The organism is Enorma sp., from assembly GCF_982429025.1.
The window spans coordinates 44,765-60,625 of sequence record NZ_CEWCAA010000007.1; the positions used below are offsets into that span (position 1 = coordinate 44,765).

General features: G+C 62.8%; 14 protein-coding genes and 1 tRNA gene. 4 read left to right on the forward strand and 11 right to left on the reverse strand.

Features of this window, described 5'->3' with window-relative positions; translation table 11 throughout:
* Positions 1-122: 122 nt before the first annotated feature.
* The 5 genes from AC1VS5_RS02485 to AC1VS5_RS02505 all read right to left on the reverse strand — a co-directional run bounded on the left by AC1VS5_RS02485 (position 123) and on the right by AC1VS5_RS02505 (position 5,127).
* Positions 123-785 carry a hypothetical protein gene (locus tag AC1VS5_RS02485; RefSeq protein ID WP_329740233.1) on the reverse strand — a complete coding sequence of 221 codons (663 nt, stop codon included), beginning with the start codon at positions 783-785 and terminating at the stop codon, positions 123-125.
* Positions 786-1,022: 237 nt separating this feature from the next.
* A complete protein-coding gene (locus AC1VS5_RS02490; RefSeq protein ID WP_413464575.1) occupies positions 1,023-1,874 on the reverse strand; it encodes a PTS system mannose/fructose/sorbose family transporter subunit IID in 852 nt (283 codons plus the stop codon).
* On the reverse strand, positions 1,855-2,757 hold the full coding sequence (locus AC1VS5_RS02495; RefSeq protein ID WP_276765655.1) for a PTS mannose/fructose/sorbose/N-acetylgalactosamine transporter subunit IIC: 903 nt from the start codon (positions 2,755-2,757) through the stop codon (positions 1,855-1,857). The genes AC1VS5_RS02490 and AC1VS5_RS02495 overlap by 20 nt, the downstream gene beginning before the upstream one ends.
* Before the next feature lie 101 nt (positions 2,758-2,858).
* Positions 2,859-3,323 carry a PTS sugar transporter subunit IIB gene (locus AC1VS5_RS02500; RefSeq protein WP_481217580.1) on the reverse strand — a complete coding sequence of 155 codons (465 nt, stop codon included), beginning with the start codon at positions 3,321-3,323 and terminating at the stop codon, positions 2,859-2,861.
* Position 3,324: 1 nt separating this feature from the next.
* Positions 3,325-5,127 carry a glycoside hydrolase family 35 protein gene (locus AC1VS5_RS02505; protein WP_481217581.1) on the reverse strand — a complete coding sequence of 601 codons (1,803 nt, stop codon included), beginning with the start codon at positions 5,125-5,127 and terminating at the stop codon, positions 3,325-3,327.
* A 592-nt stretch (positions 5,128-5,719) separates the two neighbouring features.
* Between AC1VS5_RS02505 and AC1VS5_RS02510 the strand changes: the two genes are divergently transcribed.
* From AC1VS5_RS02510 to AC1VS5_RS02525, 4 genes are all read left to right on the forward strand, one after another.
* Positions 5,720-6,784, forward strand: coding sequence for an aldose epimerase family protein (locus AC1VS5_RS02510; protein WP_481217582.1), 1,065 nt, complete (start codon positions 5,720-5,722; stop codon positions 6,782-6,784).
* Between the two features lie 196 nt (positions 6,785-6,980).
* Positions 6,981-8,171, forward strand: coding sequence for a galactokinase (locus tag AC1VS5_RS02515; RefSeq protein WP_481217583.1), 1,191 nt, complete (start codon positions 6,981-6,983; stop codon positions 8,169-8,171).
* Complete coding sequence (locus AC1VS5_RS02520; protein WP_481217584.1) at positions 8,162-9,844, forward strand: UDP-glucose--hexose-1-phosphate uridylyltransferase; 1,683 nt, start codon at positions 8,162-8,164, stop codon at positions 9,842-9,844. Before AC1VS5_RS02515 ends, AC1VS5_RS02520 begins: the two co-directional genes overlap by 10 nt.
* Positions 9,845-10,102: 258 nt before the next feature.
* Positions 10,103-10,178: transfer RNA gene (locus tag AC1VS5_RS02525), tRNA-Thr, on the forward strand.
* A gap of 313 nt (positions 10,179-10,491) precedes the next feature.
* On the opposite strand, the gene AC1VS5_RS02530 is transcribed toward AC1VS5_RS02525, so the two are convergent.
* The 6 genes from AC1VS5_RS02530 to AC1VS5_RS02555 form a co-directional block, all read right to left on the reverse strand.
* Entirely contained in the window at positions 10,492-11,664 is a 1,173-nt protein-coding gene (locus AC1VS5_RS02530) for a hypothetical protein (RefSeq protein WP_481217585.1), read from the reverse strand.
* A gap of 222 nt (positions 11,665-11,886) precedes the next feature.
* Positions 11,887-12,969 carry an isocitrate/isopropylmalate dehydrogenase family protein gene (locus AC1VS5_RS02535; protein ID WP_481217586.1) on the reverse strand — a complete coding sequence of 361 codons (1,083 nt, stop codon included), beginning with the start codon at positions 12,967-12,969 and terminating at the stop codon, positions 11,887-11,889.
* A 3-nt stretch (positions 12,970-12,972) separates the two neighbouring features.
* Positions 12,973-13,665 (reverse strand): hypothetical protein, encoded by a 693-nt coding sequence (locus AC1VS5_RS02540; protein WP_481217587.1) that lies wholly within the window; start codon positions 13,663-13,665, stop codon positions 12,973-12,975.
* A 6-nt stretch (positions 13,666-13,671) separates the two neighbouring features.
* Complete coding sequence (locus tag AC1VS5_RS02545; RefSeq protein ID WP_186297437.1) at positions 13,672-14,139, reverse strand: hypothetical protein; 468 nt, start codon at positions 14,137-14,139, stop codon at positions 13,672-13,674.
* Positions 14,140-14,145: 6 nt separating this feature from the next.
* Complete coding sequence (locus AC1VS5_RS02550) at positions 14,146-15,276, reverse strand: NAD(P)-dependent oxidoreductase (protein WP_481217588.1); 1,131 nt, start codon at positions 15,274-15,276, stop codon at positions 14,146-14,148.
* A gap of 182 nt (positions 15,277-15,458) precedes the next feature.
* On the reverse strand, positions 15,459-15,861 hold a 403-nt coding region (locus AC1VS5_RS02555; protein WP_481217589.1), incomplete at its 5' end, for a DegV family protein.

The window sequence follows — 15,861 nt, forward strand, 5'->3', positions numbered from 1 at the left end:
TACCGCCTGCGAGTGGTAACTGGTTACTACCAGCTGTTCGAAAACTCGATGCTCGATTGCATGCGGACATCGAATTTCCAACAGGGCGCTCGGCCGTTTGAGCCGAGCACGGTGGCGCCTTCCTAGGCGTCCTTCTTGTCCGCCGGCACGGTGCCGGCCTTTTCCCCACTGCCCGGTTGGGGCATGGAGAACTCGAATTCCTTTGCGAGGTCATCGAGCATCTGCTCGTATTTCTTTGCGCTCTTGGTATCGCCGGCATTGCGATACTGCTTCGCGATGAGCAGGTAGAGCTTGCTCTTCAGCGCGGGATCCGCGCTATCGAGCATGCCCTCCATGCGCTCAATATAGTCATGGCGCTTGCCGCACATGATATCGTAGGTGAGCTGGCAATCTGCCGCAACGGCCTGGTCGCAGCGCTGCTTGACATCGCTCAGCAGCTCCTTGGCGCGCTTTTTGTCGTCGATGGTGATGAAGTAGTTGAACCCCATGACGGTTACCTGCGCCTGGCGCTTCTTGGAATTGCGCATGCGCAGCATGAGCTCCATCATGCGCGTTGCCATCTCGCGCTCGCCGCGAGCCTCGTGAACCATGAAGCGCAGCGTGTACTGCCTGAAGGTAGGCAGCAGGATACGAGCAAAAAAGTTATTGAGCGTCTTGAACGCATCATCATAGAGCCCAGCCGAATAAAGCGCTTGGATCTTCACATCGAGATAATGGCGAAGAATGGTGCTCGCCAAGAAGTAGACGACCACGATGGCGATGAAGATGATGACTTCTGGTCTCACGAATAGAACCTTTCGACCGAGCTCGTATGACACGCGCAGCTGCGGGCGTGCGCCCGTGCGCGATACGCCGGCTCACGCCAGCGCAGTCATATGATACGAAAAAACGGGCGCGCACCTCCTGGGAGAACGTGGCGAAGCAAGGCTCCAGCCGTGAGGTGTGCACCCGTCTTGTTCGCAATCCCCGAAGGGAACGGTGCCCGCCCGCAAGCGAACGAGCACCGACCAAAGCAGAGAGGCTTAGCCCTTGGCGATCCAGCCGAGGCCGCCGAGGACGATGGCGATGATCAGGACGATGAAGATCGCCTTGGTCGAGGTCATGCCCTTCCTGCCGAGCAGCCAGTACACGGCGCCCACGAGGGCGGCGGGCACGAGCTTCGGGCAGATCATGTTGCAGATGTGCTGCAGGTCGACGGTCACGCCGCCCAGGTCGATCGGGGCGGAGATGACGATGCCGACGTTGGTGGACACGAGGGCGCCCACCATGAACACGCCCATGACGGTAGCGGCGTCGGTGATGGCGTTGAGCTGGTCGCTCATCGTGGTGACGAGCTTCATGCCCTGGTCGTAGGCGATGTGGGTCTGCTTGCAGCGGAACCAGTCGACCACGACGTTCACGGCGATCCAGATGAAGATGCCGATCGGGTTGCCGGCGATGGCCATGTTAGCGGCCAGAGCACCGAAGATGGTGGGCAGCAGCGAACCGAAAATGGAGTCGCCGATGGAGGCGAGCGGGCCCATGAGGCCGGTCTTCAGCGAAGCGACGGTCTCGAGGCTCTGCAGGCCTTCCTCTTCCTCGATCGCCAGGTCGATACCGGTGATGATCGTGTTGAGGAAGTTGGAGGTGTTGAAGAACGGTGCGCAGTGGGTGCGAGCAGCGGTCTTCAGGCCCTCAGTGTTGTCCCCGTAGATCTTACGGAGCTGCGGAAGAATGATCCACAGGTAACCGGAGTGCTGCATACGCTCGTAGTTCCAGCCAGCCTGGAAACCGATGAGGTTGCGGCGGTTGATCTGCGCGAAGTCTTCCTTCGTGAGCTTATAGCCCGTGGTCCCGTTCGGGAGAAGCTTCTCATTAGAGCTCATCGTCGTCATCTCCCTCCACAGCGGCAGCCGCAGCGGGGGCAGCAGCCTGCGCCTTGTTCTGCACGTAGTAGATGTAGGCCAGCGCGAAGCCGATGAGCGCGATGGTCAGCATCGACAGGCTGTTGTAGTCGCCGCCGGCGAGCGCGGTGCCCTCGGGGAGGGTGACGGCGCCACCGAGGGTGGCCACGTCGCCAGCCACGCCCGCGACGTTCGTGAAGAGCGTGCCCAGGAGGGCGGCGATGACGAAGCCGAGGATGAGGTAGGCGATGTGCTTCTTAACCGGCAGGTAGCGGAGCAGGATGGCGAAGCCGACCGCGGGCAGCGCGCCGCCAGCGACGGTCAGGCCGGCGCCGAGCCAGGCGAAGTCGCCGTTGAGGGCCGCGGTGATGGCCTCGACGACCGGCTGGCCGAAGGCGAGGGCCAGGAAGACCGGGAGCATACGGCTGAGCATCCAGGAGACGGCGCCGAGCCAGTAGTGCACGTTGTAGGCGTTCCAGTTCATCTTCTCGACATCGGAGTCGCACATGTGGCCGAAGAAGGTGTTGGCGAAGCGGCCGGCAATGTCGGTGTAGACGAGGATGGCCGCCACGGGCACGCCGAGGACGGCGAGCGCCTGCTCCGGGTCCATGCCGGAGCTCACGGCGAAGGCCGTGGCGATCAGCGTACCGGAGTTAGCATCGATACGGGACGCGCCACCGAAGGTGCCGACGCCGAGGATGGTGAGCTGCATGGAGCCGCCGATGTAGAGACCGGTAGCCATGTCGCCCATGATGAGGCCCGTGATGAAGCCGGAGAACACGGCGGAGCCGGCGCTGGAGTACCAGTGCAGCTCGTCCATGATCTGGAAGCCGGCGTACAGGGTGAGCAAGATAATCTGCCACCAAGCAATCATGGTTTTCCCCCTTCTAACATTTCTCGAAACAATACGTTCCTACGCTATGGACAGCCGCGCATCTCCCCTCGCGGCGTAGCGCCAAATTGGCGTCCGGGAAGTTAGACCGTGAACTTCTCCGGGGTGTTCTGCGGCGTGAGCTGCATAACCATGGGCACGCCCATGGCCTGGATCTCGGCGAATGCGTCGAGGTCGCTCTGGTCGCAGTTGATGTTGAGGCCGAACTTCTTGACGCTATCCATCGTGGTCATGTTGCCCACGATAATCTCGTCGAGCTTCACGCCGGCCTTGAGCAGACGTAGATAGGTCTCGGGCTTCTTGGCCACGATGAACAGACGCTGAGCGTCATACTTGCCAGCGTTGATGTTGGCAGCGGCCTTCTCCACGGGAAGCACGGAGAGCTTGCAGGTGGCGGGAGTCGCCATGCGCAGCACCTGCTTCTGGGTGGCGTCCTCAGCCACCTGATCGTCGACGACCATGAAGCGGCTCACCTGACGGGCGTTGGCCCACAGGTTCGCGACCTGGCCGTGAATCAGACGGAAATCGATACGAGCGCCTACGATCATGTTACTCAACTCCTTCTTTCTCAAGATGCCTGATGAGGGGCTCTGAGCGCAGGGAGATCGTGCTCTCGTACACGCCCTCGGTTTCGAACAAAACGAGCTCGTTCACGCCGGCGCGCGTGAAGCCGTGGGGAACATAGAGCGTCATGATGGGGCCAACTTCCCAGAAGCGCCCGACGTTCACCCCGTTCACGAACGCACAGCCCTTACCGAAGCCCGTCGTGTCGATGAAAGTATCGGCGGGTTCATCGAGATTGAACTCGAAGCGGTGGAAGGCGGGCTGGCCCTCCTCGAACCCAGCGGAATAATCGATGCCAGAAATGTCGGTGAGCGGCAGGCAGCGCTGCTCCCAACCGGTGATGAAGTGAAGATCAACGCAGACGCCCGTGCGGATGCCCTTGTGCTGCGTATCGGCCAGCAGCTTGTGGCCGTAACCCACGCGCCCCATGTTCTCCATGAGGATGTCCAGGCGGTTCTGCTCGGCGGGAAGCACGCACTTGATGTCCTCGCCGATATGCTCCTGGTACTGCGTGGCAACACAGGTGCCCTCGACGTACACCTTGGCGCGGTCGCGGCCGTCGATCACGCGGATGCGCTCCTCGGCGTCCGGCGCGGTATCGCGCTCAATTTGCGTCGTGTAGAGGGTATAGCCATAGCTCTGGCCCAGGTCCTCCATGGGCTGCGGATACTGAGAGGTAACGGGCTCGGAGAGGGCGTCGAGCACGTTGAAGAGACTCACGCGCTCCTTGCACTCGATGCTCTCGACGGCGACGGCCTCCTTGATGAGGGGCTCGCCGGTCCAAGCGCTCGGGAAGAGCTCGCGCACCACATCGCGAAGCAGATACCACTTCTCGGTGGGATTGCCCTCCTCGTTGAGCGGCGCATCATAATCGTACGAAGTCACCTGATGGATATCGTGCGTATGGCGCGCGGAGCAGGCGTTCATGAAGGCGAAGTTGGTGCCGCCATGGAACATGTAGAGGTTGATGCCGTTACCAACCTGGAGGCACTCGCGCACGCAATCGGCGAGGTCCTGAGCATCGCGGCGAATCACGTTCTCGCCCCAGCGATTGAACCAGCCATCCCAGAATTCCATACACATGAGGGGCCAGTTCTTACCGTGCTCCTCGTGGAAGGCCTTGAGGGCAGCGAGGTTCTCCGCGGAACGCGAACCGAAGTTGCCGGTCGCGAGCACGTCGTCATCGATGAGGGTGCCCGCGCGCAGGCAACCGCGCCACGGGCCGTCGGAGGTGCAGAGCGGTACATTCACGCCGCGCTCGACCATGAGGTCGCGGATGGCGCGCAGGTAGTCTTTATCCTCGCAGTACGAACCGTACTCGTTCTCAATCTGCATCATGATGATGTTGCCACTATGCGTGATCTGGCGCTCCACCAAGATGGGCATGAGGTGATCGTAGTAGCTCGCAACGTGTGCCAGGAAGGCGGGGTCGTTCGCACGGACGCGCATGGAGCGCTCGGGCAGCAGCCACGCGGGCAGGCCGCCCCACTCCCACTCGGCGCAGATGAAGGGGCTGGGACGCACGATGGCCCAAAGGCCAAGCTCGGCAGCCTCGTCGAGGAAGCGGGCGAGATCCTTGATGCCGGCGAAATCGAATACACCGGGCTCGGGCTCGTGCATGTTCCACGGCACGTAGGTCTCAACCGTGTTGAAACCCATGGCCTTCAGGTTATAGAGGGAATGGTGCCAATCGGTGGGATGGACACGCGTGTAGTGGATCGAACCAGAGAGGATCGTGAAAGGTTCCCCATCAAGTAGGAACTCATTGCTGATCTCAAAGGTGTGCATGACCCTCCCAACGGCAAGCGAATCGACCAAGGCGCAGACCGGGCTTGATCCTCACGGTCCCTTCGCCTTCACGGCACCCTGTCGGCGTGACAGATTGGTGCCTCAGGTAGACCAGTATAACCACATTCTCACCACAAAAATTGAAAACTTATGAAGCGCCTGCGAACGGTTGGTTTTTGCCCATGAGCGGTAAATCTTTATTTCCGCAGGTAAATTGGTATGAGAAAGGTGGTACTCATTTCCGATACAAGTGCATCGTATTTCGAGGTGGTTACAACCACTTAACCAGTAGGTATACCAGTGGAAACGTGATTCTCAGCGCTCCGCCCTCCCCTCTCCATGACGCATAGTATGAAGCTTCCGTGAACGGTCGTCTTCGTCCGGTCAGCGGTCCCCAGAATCGCAACGCTTTCGAGACGCGTTTGAAACACACGCCCTTTCGCCCCCACTCCCCGCAAGACCGGCATTCTTCGGACTGCAAGCCGGTGCAGGTGCGTTATGCTACTCATGCGCACATACTCATATTGCATCCGTCGCATCGCTTGAGTGGCTGCATCGTAAAAGCGGTGGGCGGGGGTTGGAGGCTGTTGTCATGATCGAGTCGCAACCGTTCGGAACCCTTCCAACCGGAGATTCCGCAACGTTGTACCTATTGAGCAACGGCCAGATCACCGTGCGCGTGACCGACCTGGGAGCGACTATCGTGGGCATCGATGCACCGGGGTCGCAAGGCGAACTCGCCGATATCGTGCTCGGCTACGATGATGCGGCGGCATATTATCCCAACACACCCTATTTCTTCGGTGCGACCGTTGGCCCGAGCGCCAACCGCGTTTTCCGCGGAGAGGTGCCTATCGACGGCACGGTTTACTACCTGCCGCGCAACGAGGGCAGCAACAACCTGCACACCGACCACGCCTGCGGGCTGCACGCGCTCATCTGGGACGCAGATGTTAACGAAGACACATGCGCGATAACGTTCACCCGCGCTGTCGACGACGGTGCCTACGGGCTTCCCGGAAACCGCACGTTCACGGTGCGCTACGCGCTCGACGGGATGCGACTCTTGGCCGACTACACCGCCACCACCGACACGGCGACGTTTTTCAACCTAACGAACCACACGTATTTCAATATGTCGGGAGCGGGCTCGGGCTCGGTCCACGGCCAGCAACTGCAGATTGCCGCGGAACGCTATCTGCCCATCGACGCGGCCTCGATACCCACCGGCGAGCTCCGGCCCGTTGAGGGTACACCCTTCGACTTCCGTGCACCCAAGCTCATTGGGAAGGACATCGCCGGCAGCGACGAGCAGCTCGCGCTCGCCCATGGCTATGACCACTGCTTCTGCATCGATGGCTATACCGCGAACGCCGCGGATGGAGGCACTGCCCGCTTTGCGGTGCGCGCCCTGGACCTCGTGAGCGGACGCGGCATGGAGGTTTGGACCTCGCTTCCCGGCATGCAGCTCTATACCGGCAACTTCCTCGATGAAGATCACGGTAAAGGCGATAGCACGTACCGCGTGCAGGAGGGGTTCGCGCTGGAACCGCAGTTCTTCCCTGCAACGCCCTCGCATCCGTCCTTCCCGCAAGCGATCTTCGATGAGGCGCACCCCTATCGCGCGCACAACGAATATCGCTTCTTCACTGCATAGCGGGGCACACACGGTGCCCCGGTAGCGCACGCGATACCGCGGACGCACGACCTCACGACGCACGCGGCACCGAGCCTCACGAGCAAGGCAACGGGCTCGCTTCGCCCACAGTCCGCCCCATGGCATCGACAAGCCGTCCCCTGTTATATGTATTCGCCACCATCGTCAGCATCAGCCTCAGGAAAGGGAGGAACCAATGTCTTCACCAACAACGCCGCTCGTAGACCGCTTTGCCGAACACTTCGGCAACACCGGCAACCCCCTGCTTTCCGTGACCGTGCCCGCACGGTCCGAGATCGCTGGCAACCATACCGACCATGAGGGCGGCGACGTCATCGGCGGCGCGCTCGACGCGCGCATCGAAGCCGTCTGCGCGCTTAACGGCACCGGCACCGCCCGTATCGAGAGCGTAGGCTACGGCGGCTTCGAGATTGACCTCTCCGACCTCGCCGTACAGGCCTCCGAGCAGGAAACGACCGCCTCGCTCGCCCGTGGCATGGCCTCCGAGCTCGCCGCGACCGGGCGTACGCCCCAGGGCTTCGACCTCATCATGCAGAGCTCCATCCCCTCCGGCAGCGGCCTCTCGTCCTCTGCAGCTGTGGAACTCGCCTTCGGTCGCGCGATGGAAGCGCTCTGGGAGGGCACGGCAATCGATGCCGTGACGCTCGCCAAGATGGCCCAGCGCACCGAGAACAACTACTTCGGCAAGCCCTGCGGCCTGCTCGACCAGCTTGCGGAGGCACTCGGCGGCCTCGCCCACATGAGCTTCGCCGACCCCGAGACCCCTGCCACCGAAAAGCTCGCCTTCGACTTCGAAGACAAGGGCTATGCGCTCGTGCTGGTAAACGTGGGCAGCGACCACAGCGCTCTGACCGGCGAGTACGCCGCCGTCCCCGCCGAGATGAAGCAGATTGCCGCCGTCTTTGGCAAGGAGCGCCTGTGCGAGGTTGATCCTGCTGCCTTCGACAGCGAGGTCGTACGCCTGCGCCGCGAGCTGGGCGACCGCCCGGTGCTGCGCGCCCTGCACTATTGGCGCGAGAACGACCTCGTGCTCAAGCGCTGGAACGCCCTCCAGGCTGGTGATATCGACGCATTCCTGGAGCTCACGCGCGAGTCCGGAGCCAGCTCCGCCATGTTCCTGCAGAACGTGTCCGTAGGAGGCGCGCCCGAGCAGTCCGCTATGGTCGCGCTGGGCCTTGCCGAGCGTCTGCTCGAGGGCCGCGGCGCCTGCCGCATCCACGGCGGCGGCTTCGGCGGCAGCATCCAGGCTTTCGTTCCCGTCGAGCGCGTCGACGCCTTCCTTGCCGGCATGGATAGCTGGTTCGGCGAGGGCGCTTCCCGTCATTACCGTATCGTGCCCAAAGGAGCTGCATACGCATGGCTGTAAACAATGCTCAGGCCGTCGCAGGCGAACAGACTATCGCACAGGCCCCCTCGCTCGCTCAAGACATCGAAGCGCTCGTGCGCTATGCCGTAGCGAACGGGCTCTTGGCCCCCGAAGATGAGACGTGGGCCTATAACGCCGTGCTCGAGTGCATGGGCGCCACCGGCCCAGGCGCTCCGCATGCGGCCGAGATGCTCGCCGACCAATACGCGCTTGCCCCCACGCGCGACCTTGCCGACCCCGAAGGCGTCCTCGAGTTCGAGCTGCCCGCAACCGATGGCTTCGATCTTGAGGCGGTCATCGAGCGCATCGCTGCCGCAGGCGTTGCGAACGGGCGCGAGGAAGATACGCCATCGGGCGCCGATCGCATCGCCACCCGCGTGATGGACCTCGTCATGCCGCGCCCCTCCGAGGTAAGCGCCACCTTCGCTGAGCTTTATGACGAAGACGGTGCCGAGGCGGCGACCGACTGGTTCTACCGCATGTGCTGCGACGCGCGCTATGTGCGCACGGCGGCCATTGCGAAAAACATCGGCTGGACCTCTCCCACGCAGTGGGGCGATCTGGAGATTACCATCAACCTCTCCAAGCCCGAGAAGGACCCCAAGGCCATCGCGGCGGCCGGCGCCGCCCCTGCGACGGGCGATGTCTATCCCGCCTGCCAGCTCTGCATGGAAAACGAAGGCTACCGCGGCCGCGGCGCGGGCGAGGCCAACGGCGCGCATCCCGCTCGCCAGAACCTGCGCATCGTGCCCATCACGCTCGGTGGCGAGCATTGGGGCCTGCAGTACAGCCCGTACGCGTACTTCAACGAGCACTGCATCGCCATGAGCGCCGAACACCGGCTCATGCACGTTGACCGCGAGAACATGGGGCGCTTGCTCGACTTCGTGGACCTGTTCCCCCACTACTTCGTGGGCTCGAACGCCGACCTCCCCATCGTGGGCGGCTCGATTCTCTCGCATGACCACTTCCAGGGCGGGCGGCACGTCTTCCCCATGATGAAAGCCCAGGTTGCTTCCACATTCTCTATGGACGGGTTCCCTCACGTTGAGTGCTCGGTTGTGCGCTGGCCGCTCAGCGTGCTCAAACTCGCGGCGCGCGACCGCGAGCAGTTGCTCGATGCTGCGGCGCACGTGCTCGATGTGTGGCGCGACTGGTCCGATGAGGCTGTGGGTGTAATCGCGGAGAGCAACGGCGAGCGCCACAACACCATCACCCCCGTCGCATGCCGCGAGGGCGGGAACTACGTGCTCTACCTTGCGCTTCGCTGCAATGTCACCACCGACGAGCACCCACTGGGCGTGTTCCACCCGCATGCGGAGTGGCACCACATCAAGAAGGAGAACATCGGCCTCATCGAGGTCATGGGCTTGGCGATCCTGCCTCCACGCTTGGTTGACGAGCTCGGGGCTGTGGAGCAGCACCTCGTTGAGCTTTCGGGGGAGCCCGCCGCGCTGGCCAAGGCGCTCGAGGCAGACGCCCTTTCCGCCCCGCACGCCGCATGGGCACTCGAGCTTGCTGAGGCCCACGGGCCGCTAACCGCGGACACCGTGGAGGACGTCGTGCGCGCGGGCGTGGGCGAGGTCTTCGGCCATGTGCTCGAAGATGCCGGCGTCTACAAGTGGGACGACGAGGGCCGTGCGGCGCAGCAGCGCCTCATCGACGCGCTGTAAGCTGGCCTGTCGGCTGCGCAGGTGCGGCTGACCTTCCGCAACGGCGGATCTTCACTCGATTTCTTTCGGGCGCTTTTTCGCATTCTGTTCCGGTTTTTCTCTCAGAGCTGCATAAAAGCGCCCGAAGATTGCCACACCAGCACAATCCCGCTACTGCTTTGTCCGTAGCTTTTGGATTTCTATGCGAGTGACCTTGCGCTGTGGGCGGTTTCCACGTATTATTGTCGTTCGCAGGCGCTTTGCGCCGTGCATGTGGCCGCCAGCATAGCTCAGTTGGTAGAGCACCGCTCTCGTAAAGCGGGGGTCATCGGTTCGAGTCCGATTGCTGGCTCCATTGTATGTTGCAGCCCGGGTAGGTAGCCTATCCGGGCTGTTTTGTTTTTATGGTGCTCAGATGACCCGCGCGTTGCCGGGCGACTTTTGGACATGTAATTCGTTCTCGGGCGTGATCTGGACGCTCAGACCCCTCAAAATGGCGAATTGTCGCCCGAAAACCCCGGCAATGTCCGGATTAGGCCCGGAAACGCAGGGCGCGCCCGAATCCCGCCCGGCAAGCAAACTCGGCAAACAAAAGGGACCGGAGCGACAACGGCTCCGGTCCCTCAAACTATCTTCCTATCGCAACAGCCCGTACGTCACAATGCTCACTACGCGTAAACGCCATAGAGGCGGATGTTCGCGTTGGCGAAGAGCCCGTTAGCGAAGTCTGTCCACGTGGTCGTATATCCCGACATCTGGTTGCTGTACTCCTGGTATGCCACATAGTACGCGGTAACAGCCTGCTCATAGGTAGCGGTATCGCCGGTAAAGGCATCGCCGAGCGCCACATAGTAGGAGCCGTCCGTAGACGCCCATGTGTTGTTCTCGGAATCCCACTCATCGCCCGCAAGGTCGATGATGTACTGGGCATATTCGGCCGATGACGTCGAGGTGTCGCCATTCTCGGGGGCGGTGGGCTCGGTCGGAGCCGTAGCGGTCGATGCCTCCGGAACAACCTGGCTGTAGAGCTTCTGGATGAGCGCGCGCTCGTGGACGATCTCTTTTGCCTGGTCCTCGGTGACACCGTACTGGGTGGCGAGCGTCGCGTAGTCGGAGCTTCCCAGCATGGACTCGGCAAACTGGTCCATCTCGTCATCCGAGACCTCGATGCCGCGCGATTCCGCCTCGCTCACGAGGATATTGTTGCGAACCGTAGAGATGATGGTCTCGGCCGAGGGAACGCTGTACGTGCCGTCGCTGTTCTGCGCGGACTCGAGACTGTACTCGCTCTCGATGGCGCTGCGCACAGTGATATCGTGCGACGCCCCGTTGTAGGTATAGGACGCGATCACCGTGTCGAGCTGGTCCTCACCCACCGTCGCCGTGCCGGTACCCGTGCCGCCGAACCCGCCGCTTCCGATCACGTAGCCGATCACCACAGCTACCACGGCAACGATGATAAGGGCCGCCACGCCGCCGATCTTCACGCCACGCGGCACGTTGGCGAGCACGCCCGTATGAGCAGGCTCGTCATCGTCTGCATCGAGCGGCTCGTCGTCTCCGGGCTCGCCGTCGGCATCGTCGCCATCGTCGCCGCCATCGCCACCGTCGCCCGAGGCGGGCTCGCGGCCGTCTTCGTCGTCAAGGCCATCGGCATCGATGCCTTCGGCCAGGGCATCCTGCGCCTCATCGTCACCAGATGCGATATCTTCTGCAGATGCACCAGAAACAAGCTCTACCGGGTTCTCAGGCAGATCATCCGGCACATCCGAGCGCTCGATAACCTCGATGCCCTCAATGACCTCGTGCTCCGATTCATCCTTCTTAAGAATCAAACCCATGAGTCCAACCTCTCTGATAACCAGCGAACAGCTCCGTGGAGCCAGCAGCTTTTACGCATGCGCGAAACGATATGGCGCACAGCAGCGCTACGAGCAGCCGCGCGCAGCATCCTGTTTAGGATACCGCCGTCCGCCCGCTCTACGCGTCTTGGGCTTTACTTAACCCGATAATTGATAAACCCGGCCCGCGCGGTCACTCGAGCCGGGTTCAATCGCCCATTTCTAAAGGTGCGCAATAACGGCGTCGGCGTATGCCTTCGTGCCCGCCGCCCCCTCGGTGCTTCCCGTGAGCGCTCGGCGCACATCTGCCGTCACCACAGCACCCTCGGCAAGCGTCGCGCGCACGGCAGCGCGAATCTGCTCGGCAGCCTCCGCTTCGCCCAAATGCTCGAGCATCATGGCCGCCGAGAGAATCTCAGCGGTGGGATTGGCGATGTCTTGCCCTGCGATATCCGGCGCCGAGCCATGCGTGGCCTCGAATATCGCGCAAGAGGTCCCGATGTTCGCACCGGGAGCCATGCCAAGCCCGCCAACGAGCCCCGCGCACAGGTCGGACACGATGTCGCCGTAGAGGTTCGGCAGCACGAGCACGTCGAAATTCGACGGATCCTGCACGAGGCCCATGCACGCCGCGTCGACGATCTTGTCTTCGAAGGCGATGGAGGGGTGCTCCGACGCGACCTCGCGCACCGTGCGCAGGAACAGGCCGTCGGTCGCCTTCATGATGTTCGCCTTATGGACCGCCGTGACCTTGCGCCTGCCGCAGCGCTCGGCATACTCAAACGCCGCCTCGGCGATGGCGCGCGAGCCCGCCTCGGAAATCGGCTTGATCGAGATGGCTGAGTCTGCCCTGAAGGGGCGCAGGCCCGCCTGGTCTACGAGGCCGGCGAGCGCAGCAACCTCAGGGGCGCCGGGATCGAATTCGATACCGGCATAGAGGTCCTCGGTATTCTCGCGGAAGATCACGAGGTCGACATCGTGGTAGCGCGAGCCGTCTCCAGGAAGCGAAAGGCACGGGCGCACGCAGGCGTAGAGGTTGAACGCATGGCGCAGAGCCACGTTGACGCTGCGGAAACCCGTGCCAATCGGTGTGGTGATGGGCCCCTTGATGGCTACGCCCACCTTGGACACCGCGTCCAGCACGCGCTGGGGCAGGGGCGTCCCGTACTCGTCCATAACGCCCGCGCCAGCCTGCTCAACGTGCCAGGTGATGGAGACGCCGGTCGCCTCGACCACGCGGCGCATCGCCTCGGTGATCTCGGGGCCGATACCATCGCCGGGTATGAGCACCACGTCGTGCGTCATGGGCTACTCCTCCTCGTCCTCGACATCGTCCTTCTGGACGCGCGCCTTCTTCTTGGGCGCATCGAGCTTGAAGCGCTTGACAAGCATGTCGTAAATCTCACGCGAACGCGCCTTGAGATAGGCGCCCTTGCCGTTCTCGGCATCGAAATGCAGACGCGCGGCGAGTTCCTCCGCAACATCGCCCGCGATCTTGCCCTCGGCGAAAACATACAGGTAGCCGAGCATGTCACGGTACTCAAGGTCGCCGTGATAGCACTGGATGGCCTCGTCGACGATGGGCCACACCTTCTTGGAGCGGCCGCGCTCGGTGGCACCCCACGCGCAGAGCATCTTGAACGCCGAGAGCCTGAGCGTCGCAGAAAGCTCGTCGAAAAGGGCGGTCTCGGCTCCCTCGTACGCTGCGCCGATCTCCTTCGCGTGCTCGGGCACGAGCTCGGTGAGCGCGTCGAGGATCTCCCAGCGCGTCTGCGCCTCGGGGCGATAGAGCGCGTCGATCATCTCGGAGATGTACGGGGCGAGCAGCTCGGGCTCATGCTGGGCGAGCAGCGCGGCAACGCGCGCGGAGAACTGGCGCGTGCGCCGGCTCGAGCTCCCCAGATCGTCGATAAGCGCTGCAAGCGCCGCGTTGTCCTTCTCGATGCGCGCCAGCGTGGCGAGCTCCTGCGGATCGAGTTGCTGCGCGGTGATATCTGCCATTCGAACCTACCTCTTCTTACGTGTGCCCTTGCGCGCAGCATGCCCCGAGCCCTGCGAGGCTCCTTGACCGGCATCGGATTCCTGCGCGACCGAAATCATATCCGGCGCCGCCTTTCCCTTGTGGCGGGCGCGCCGTGTTGCCTCGCCGCTCCCCCGAGCGGCGCGGGCGCGATGGCCCTTGTTGACGTTAAAGAACCGATCGAACTTCTTCCATGGACCGCTCGACTCGCCGAATCCCATCTTAAGGCCGGTGAGGCACCCTGCAAGGAACCCCAGCGGTGCCGAACACAGCAGCGGAATGAGGGTGAGAACAGCCGTCGCAACGATGCAGGCAACGAACGCGATAAGGTTGTACACCCAATACTCGCGCGAGGTCGCGGCTCTCTCCCCCGCATACGTGCCCACGGTAAACCCCAGGTAGATGCTGAAAAGAAAGACGAGGACGAACGCGATGATGAAGGCGGGATCGGTCATGCGCGCCTACTTCCCATGGTGCCCATGGCAGCACTCATGGCCCTCGCCGTGATCGTGATGCCCGTGACCTTCGCCATGGCAGCACTCGTGATCGCCATCATGATGGTGCCCATGGCAGCACTCGTGCTCGCCTTCGCCGTGGTCGTGGCCGCAGCCGCACTCGTCGCCATGCTCATGGTCGTGGCCGCAGCCGCACTCGTCGCCATGCTCATGGGCATTCGTGTAGAGCGACCAATCGAGGCCGGCGGCAACCGCATCGCCCTCCTCCTGATAGAGAAGGGTGATTGCCTGCGTGCCCAGCTCGGCGCCACCGATAGCGTCAAGCATGTCGTAGAGGGCGTACGCGGTATCGGCACCGGGAAGGGCGATCTCCTTCTCCTCGGCCTCCTCGAGCGCCAAACGGATGTCCTTGATGAAGTGCTTCACCATGAAGCCAGGCTTCCAATCGCCGTCGAGCGCCTTGGGCGCAAGGGAGTCCATAGCGCCCGATGCTCCCGTGCCGGTCAAAATCATCTTACGGGTCTGCTCCAAGTCGAGGCCGCTCTGCTGCGCGAGCGAGAGCGCGTCTGCCATGCCAACCATGGAGGATGCAAGCGCGATCTGGTTGGCAAGCTTGGCCGACTGGCCCTTACCCGCACCGCCGAAGCAGAAGATGCGCGCGGTGAAGGTCTCCAGCAGCGCGCGGACCGGTTCGATGTCGCGCTCGGTCGCACCCGCGATGGCCGTGAGCGTGCCGGCGATGGCACCGGACTCGCCACCCGTCACAGGGCAGTCGAACGCCATGCGGTCGCTCACCGCTGCAGCCTCGGCGATATCGCGCGCAAGCGCGGGCGAGCTCGTGGTGAGGTCGATGAGAACGGCACCGAGCTTGGAGGCCGCGAGCAGGCCGTCGCTCGACAGGTAGAGCTCCTCGACATCCTCGGGATATCCCACCATCGTGAAGACGACATCCGCATCGCGCACCGCCTCTGCGGGCGAGGCTGCCCACACGGCGCCTCGCTCGACGAGCGGCTGCGCCTTGGCTTCGGTGCGGTTGTAGACCGTGAGCGGGTAGCCGGCATCCATGATGTGGCCCGCGATGGGCGCGCCCATGATGCCCGTTCCTATAAACGCGACGCGCTGCTTGGTTTCTGCCATGTTAATCTCTCCTATCAGATGATCCATTTTGGACCCGTCCCAAAATGGATCGTTCCACGAACTTTGTACACATCATCCCGTGAGGGGTTTCGTGGTGCTTCGAATTGCCCTGAAAGAGAAGGGAGGACGCCTCAGGGCGCCTACCAACGATTGAAGGGCAAGGCGGAGTGCCACGAAAGCCCTCACCCGCGGACCTTTTTGGCGATACGGTCCGTGAGCGATGCCTTGTCGGCGCGGTTCTTCCCCCAGAAAATGACGGCAACCATACCCGGACCCACGTGCGCGCCGATGGTTGGGCCCACGGCACCCCGGATAATGGTGAGGTCGGCGCAGCCCGGCTCCTTGCGAATCGCCGACTCCAGCCAGTCGCCGTCCTTCTCGCAATCGGAGGTGACGATGGTCATGGGCAGGTTCGGATCGAGGACGTAGTTCTCCTTGAAGGCCTTCACGAGCGACTTGAGCGCCTTCTTTCGCCCGCGGTTAACGCCGGTGAGGGTCAGCGAGCCGGAAAGATCGAACGACAGGTTCGCCTTGATATCGAGCTTGCTGGAGATCTGCGCCGCCGCGGGAGGAATGCGACCGCCC

Coding starts and splice junctions, on each gene's coding strand:
- AC1VS5_RS02490 (WP_413464575.1), bottom strand. CDS start 1,874: ATGACGACGATGAGCTCTAATGAGAAGCTTCTCCCGAACGGGACCACG.
- AC1VS5_RS02495 (WP_276765655.1), bottom strand. CDS start 2,757: ATGATTGCTTGGTGGCAGATTATCTTGCTCACCCTGTACGCCGGCTTC.
- AC1VS5_RS02500 (WP_481217580.1), bottom strand. CDS start 3,323: ATGATCGTAGGCGCTCGTATCGATTTCCGTCTGATTCACGGCCAGGTC.
- AC1VS5_RS02505 (WP_481217581.1), bottom strand. CDS start 5,127: ATGCACACCTTTGAGATCAGCAATGAGTTCCTACTTGATGGGGAACCT.
- AC1VS5_RS02510 (WP_481217582.1), top strand. CDS start 5,720: ATGATCGAGTCGCAACCGTTCGGAACCCTTCCAACCGGAGATTCCGCA.
- AC1VS5_RS02515 (WP_481217583.1), top strand. CDS start 6,981: ATGTCTTCACCAACAACGCCGCTCGTAGACCGCTTTGCCGAACACTTC.
- AC1VS5_RS02520 (WP_481217584.1), top strand. CDS start 8,162: ATGGCTGTAAACAATGCTCAGGCCGTCGCAGGCGAACAGACTATCGCA.
- AC1VS5_RS02530 (WP_481217585.1), bottom strand. CDS start 11,664: ATGGGTTTGATTCTTAAGAAGGATGAATCGGAGCACGAGGTCATTGAG.
- AC1VS5_RS02535 (WP_481217586.1), bottom strand. CDS start 12,969: ATGACGCACGACGTGGTGCTCATACCCGGCGATGGTATCGGCCCCGAG.
- AC1VS5_RS02540 (WP_481217587.1), bottom strand. CDS start 13,665: ATGGCAGATATCACCGCGCAGCAACTCGATCCGCAGGAGCTCGCCACG.
- AC1VS5_RS02545 (WP_186297437.1), bottom strand. CDS start 14,139: ATGACCGATCCCGCCTTCATCATCGCGTTCGTCCTCGTCTTTCTTTTC.
- AC1VS5_RS02550 (WP_481217588.1), bottom strand. CDS start 15,276: ATGGCAGAAACCAAGCAGCGCGTCGCGTTTATAGGAACGGGCATCATG.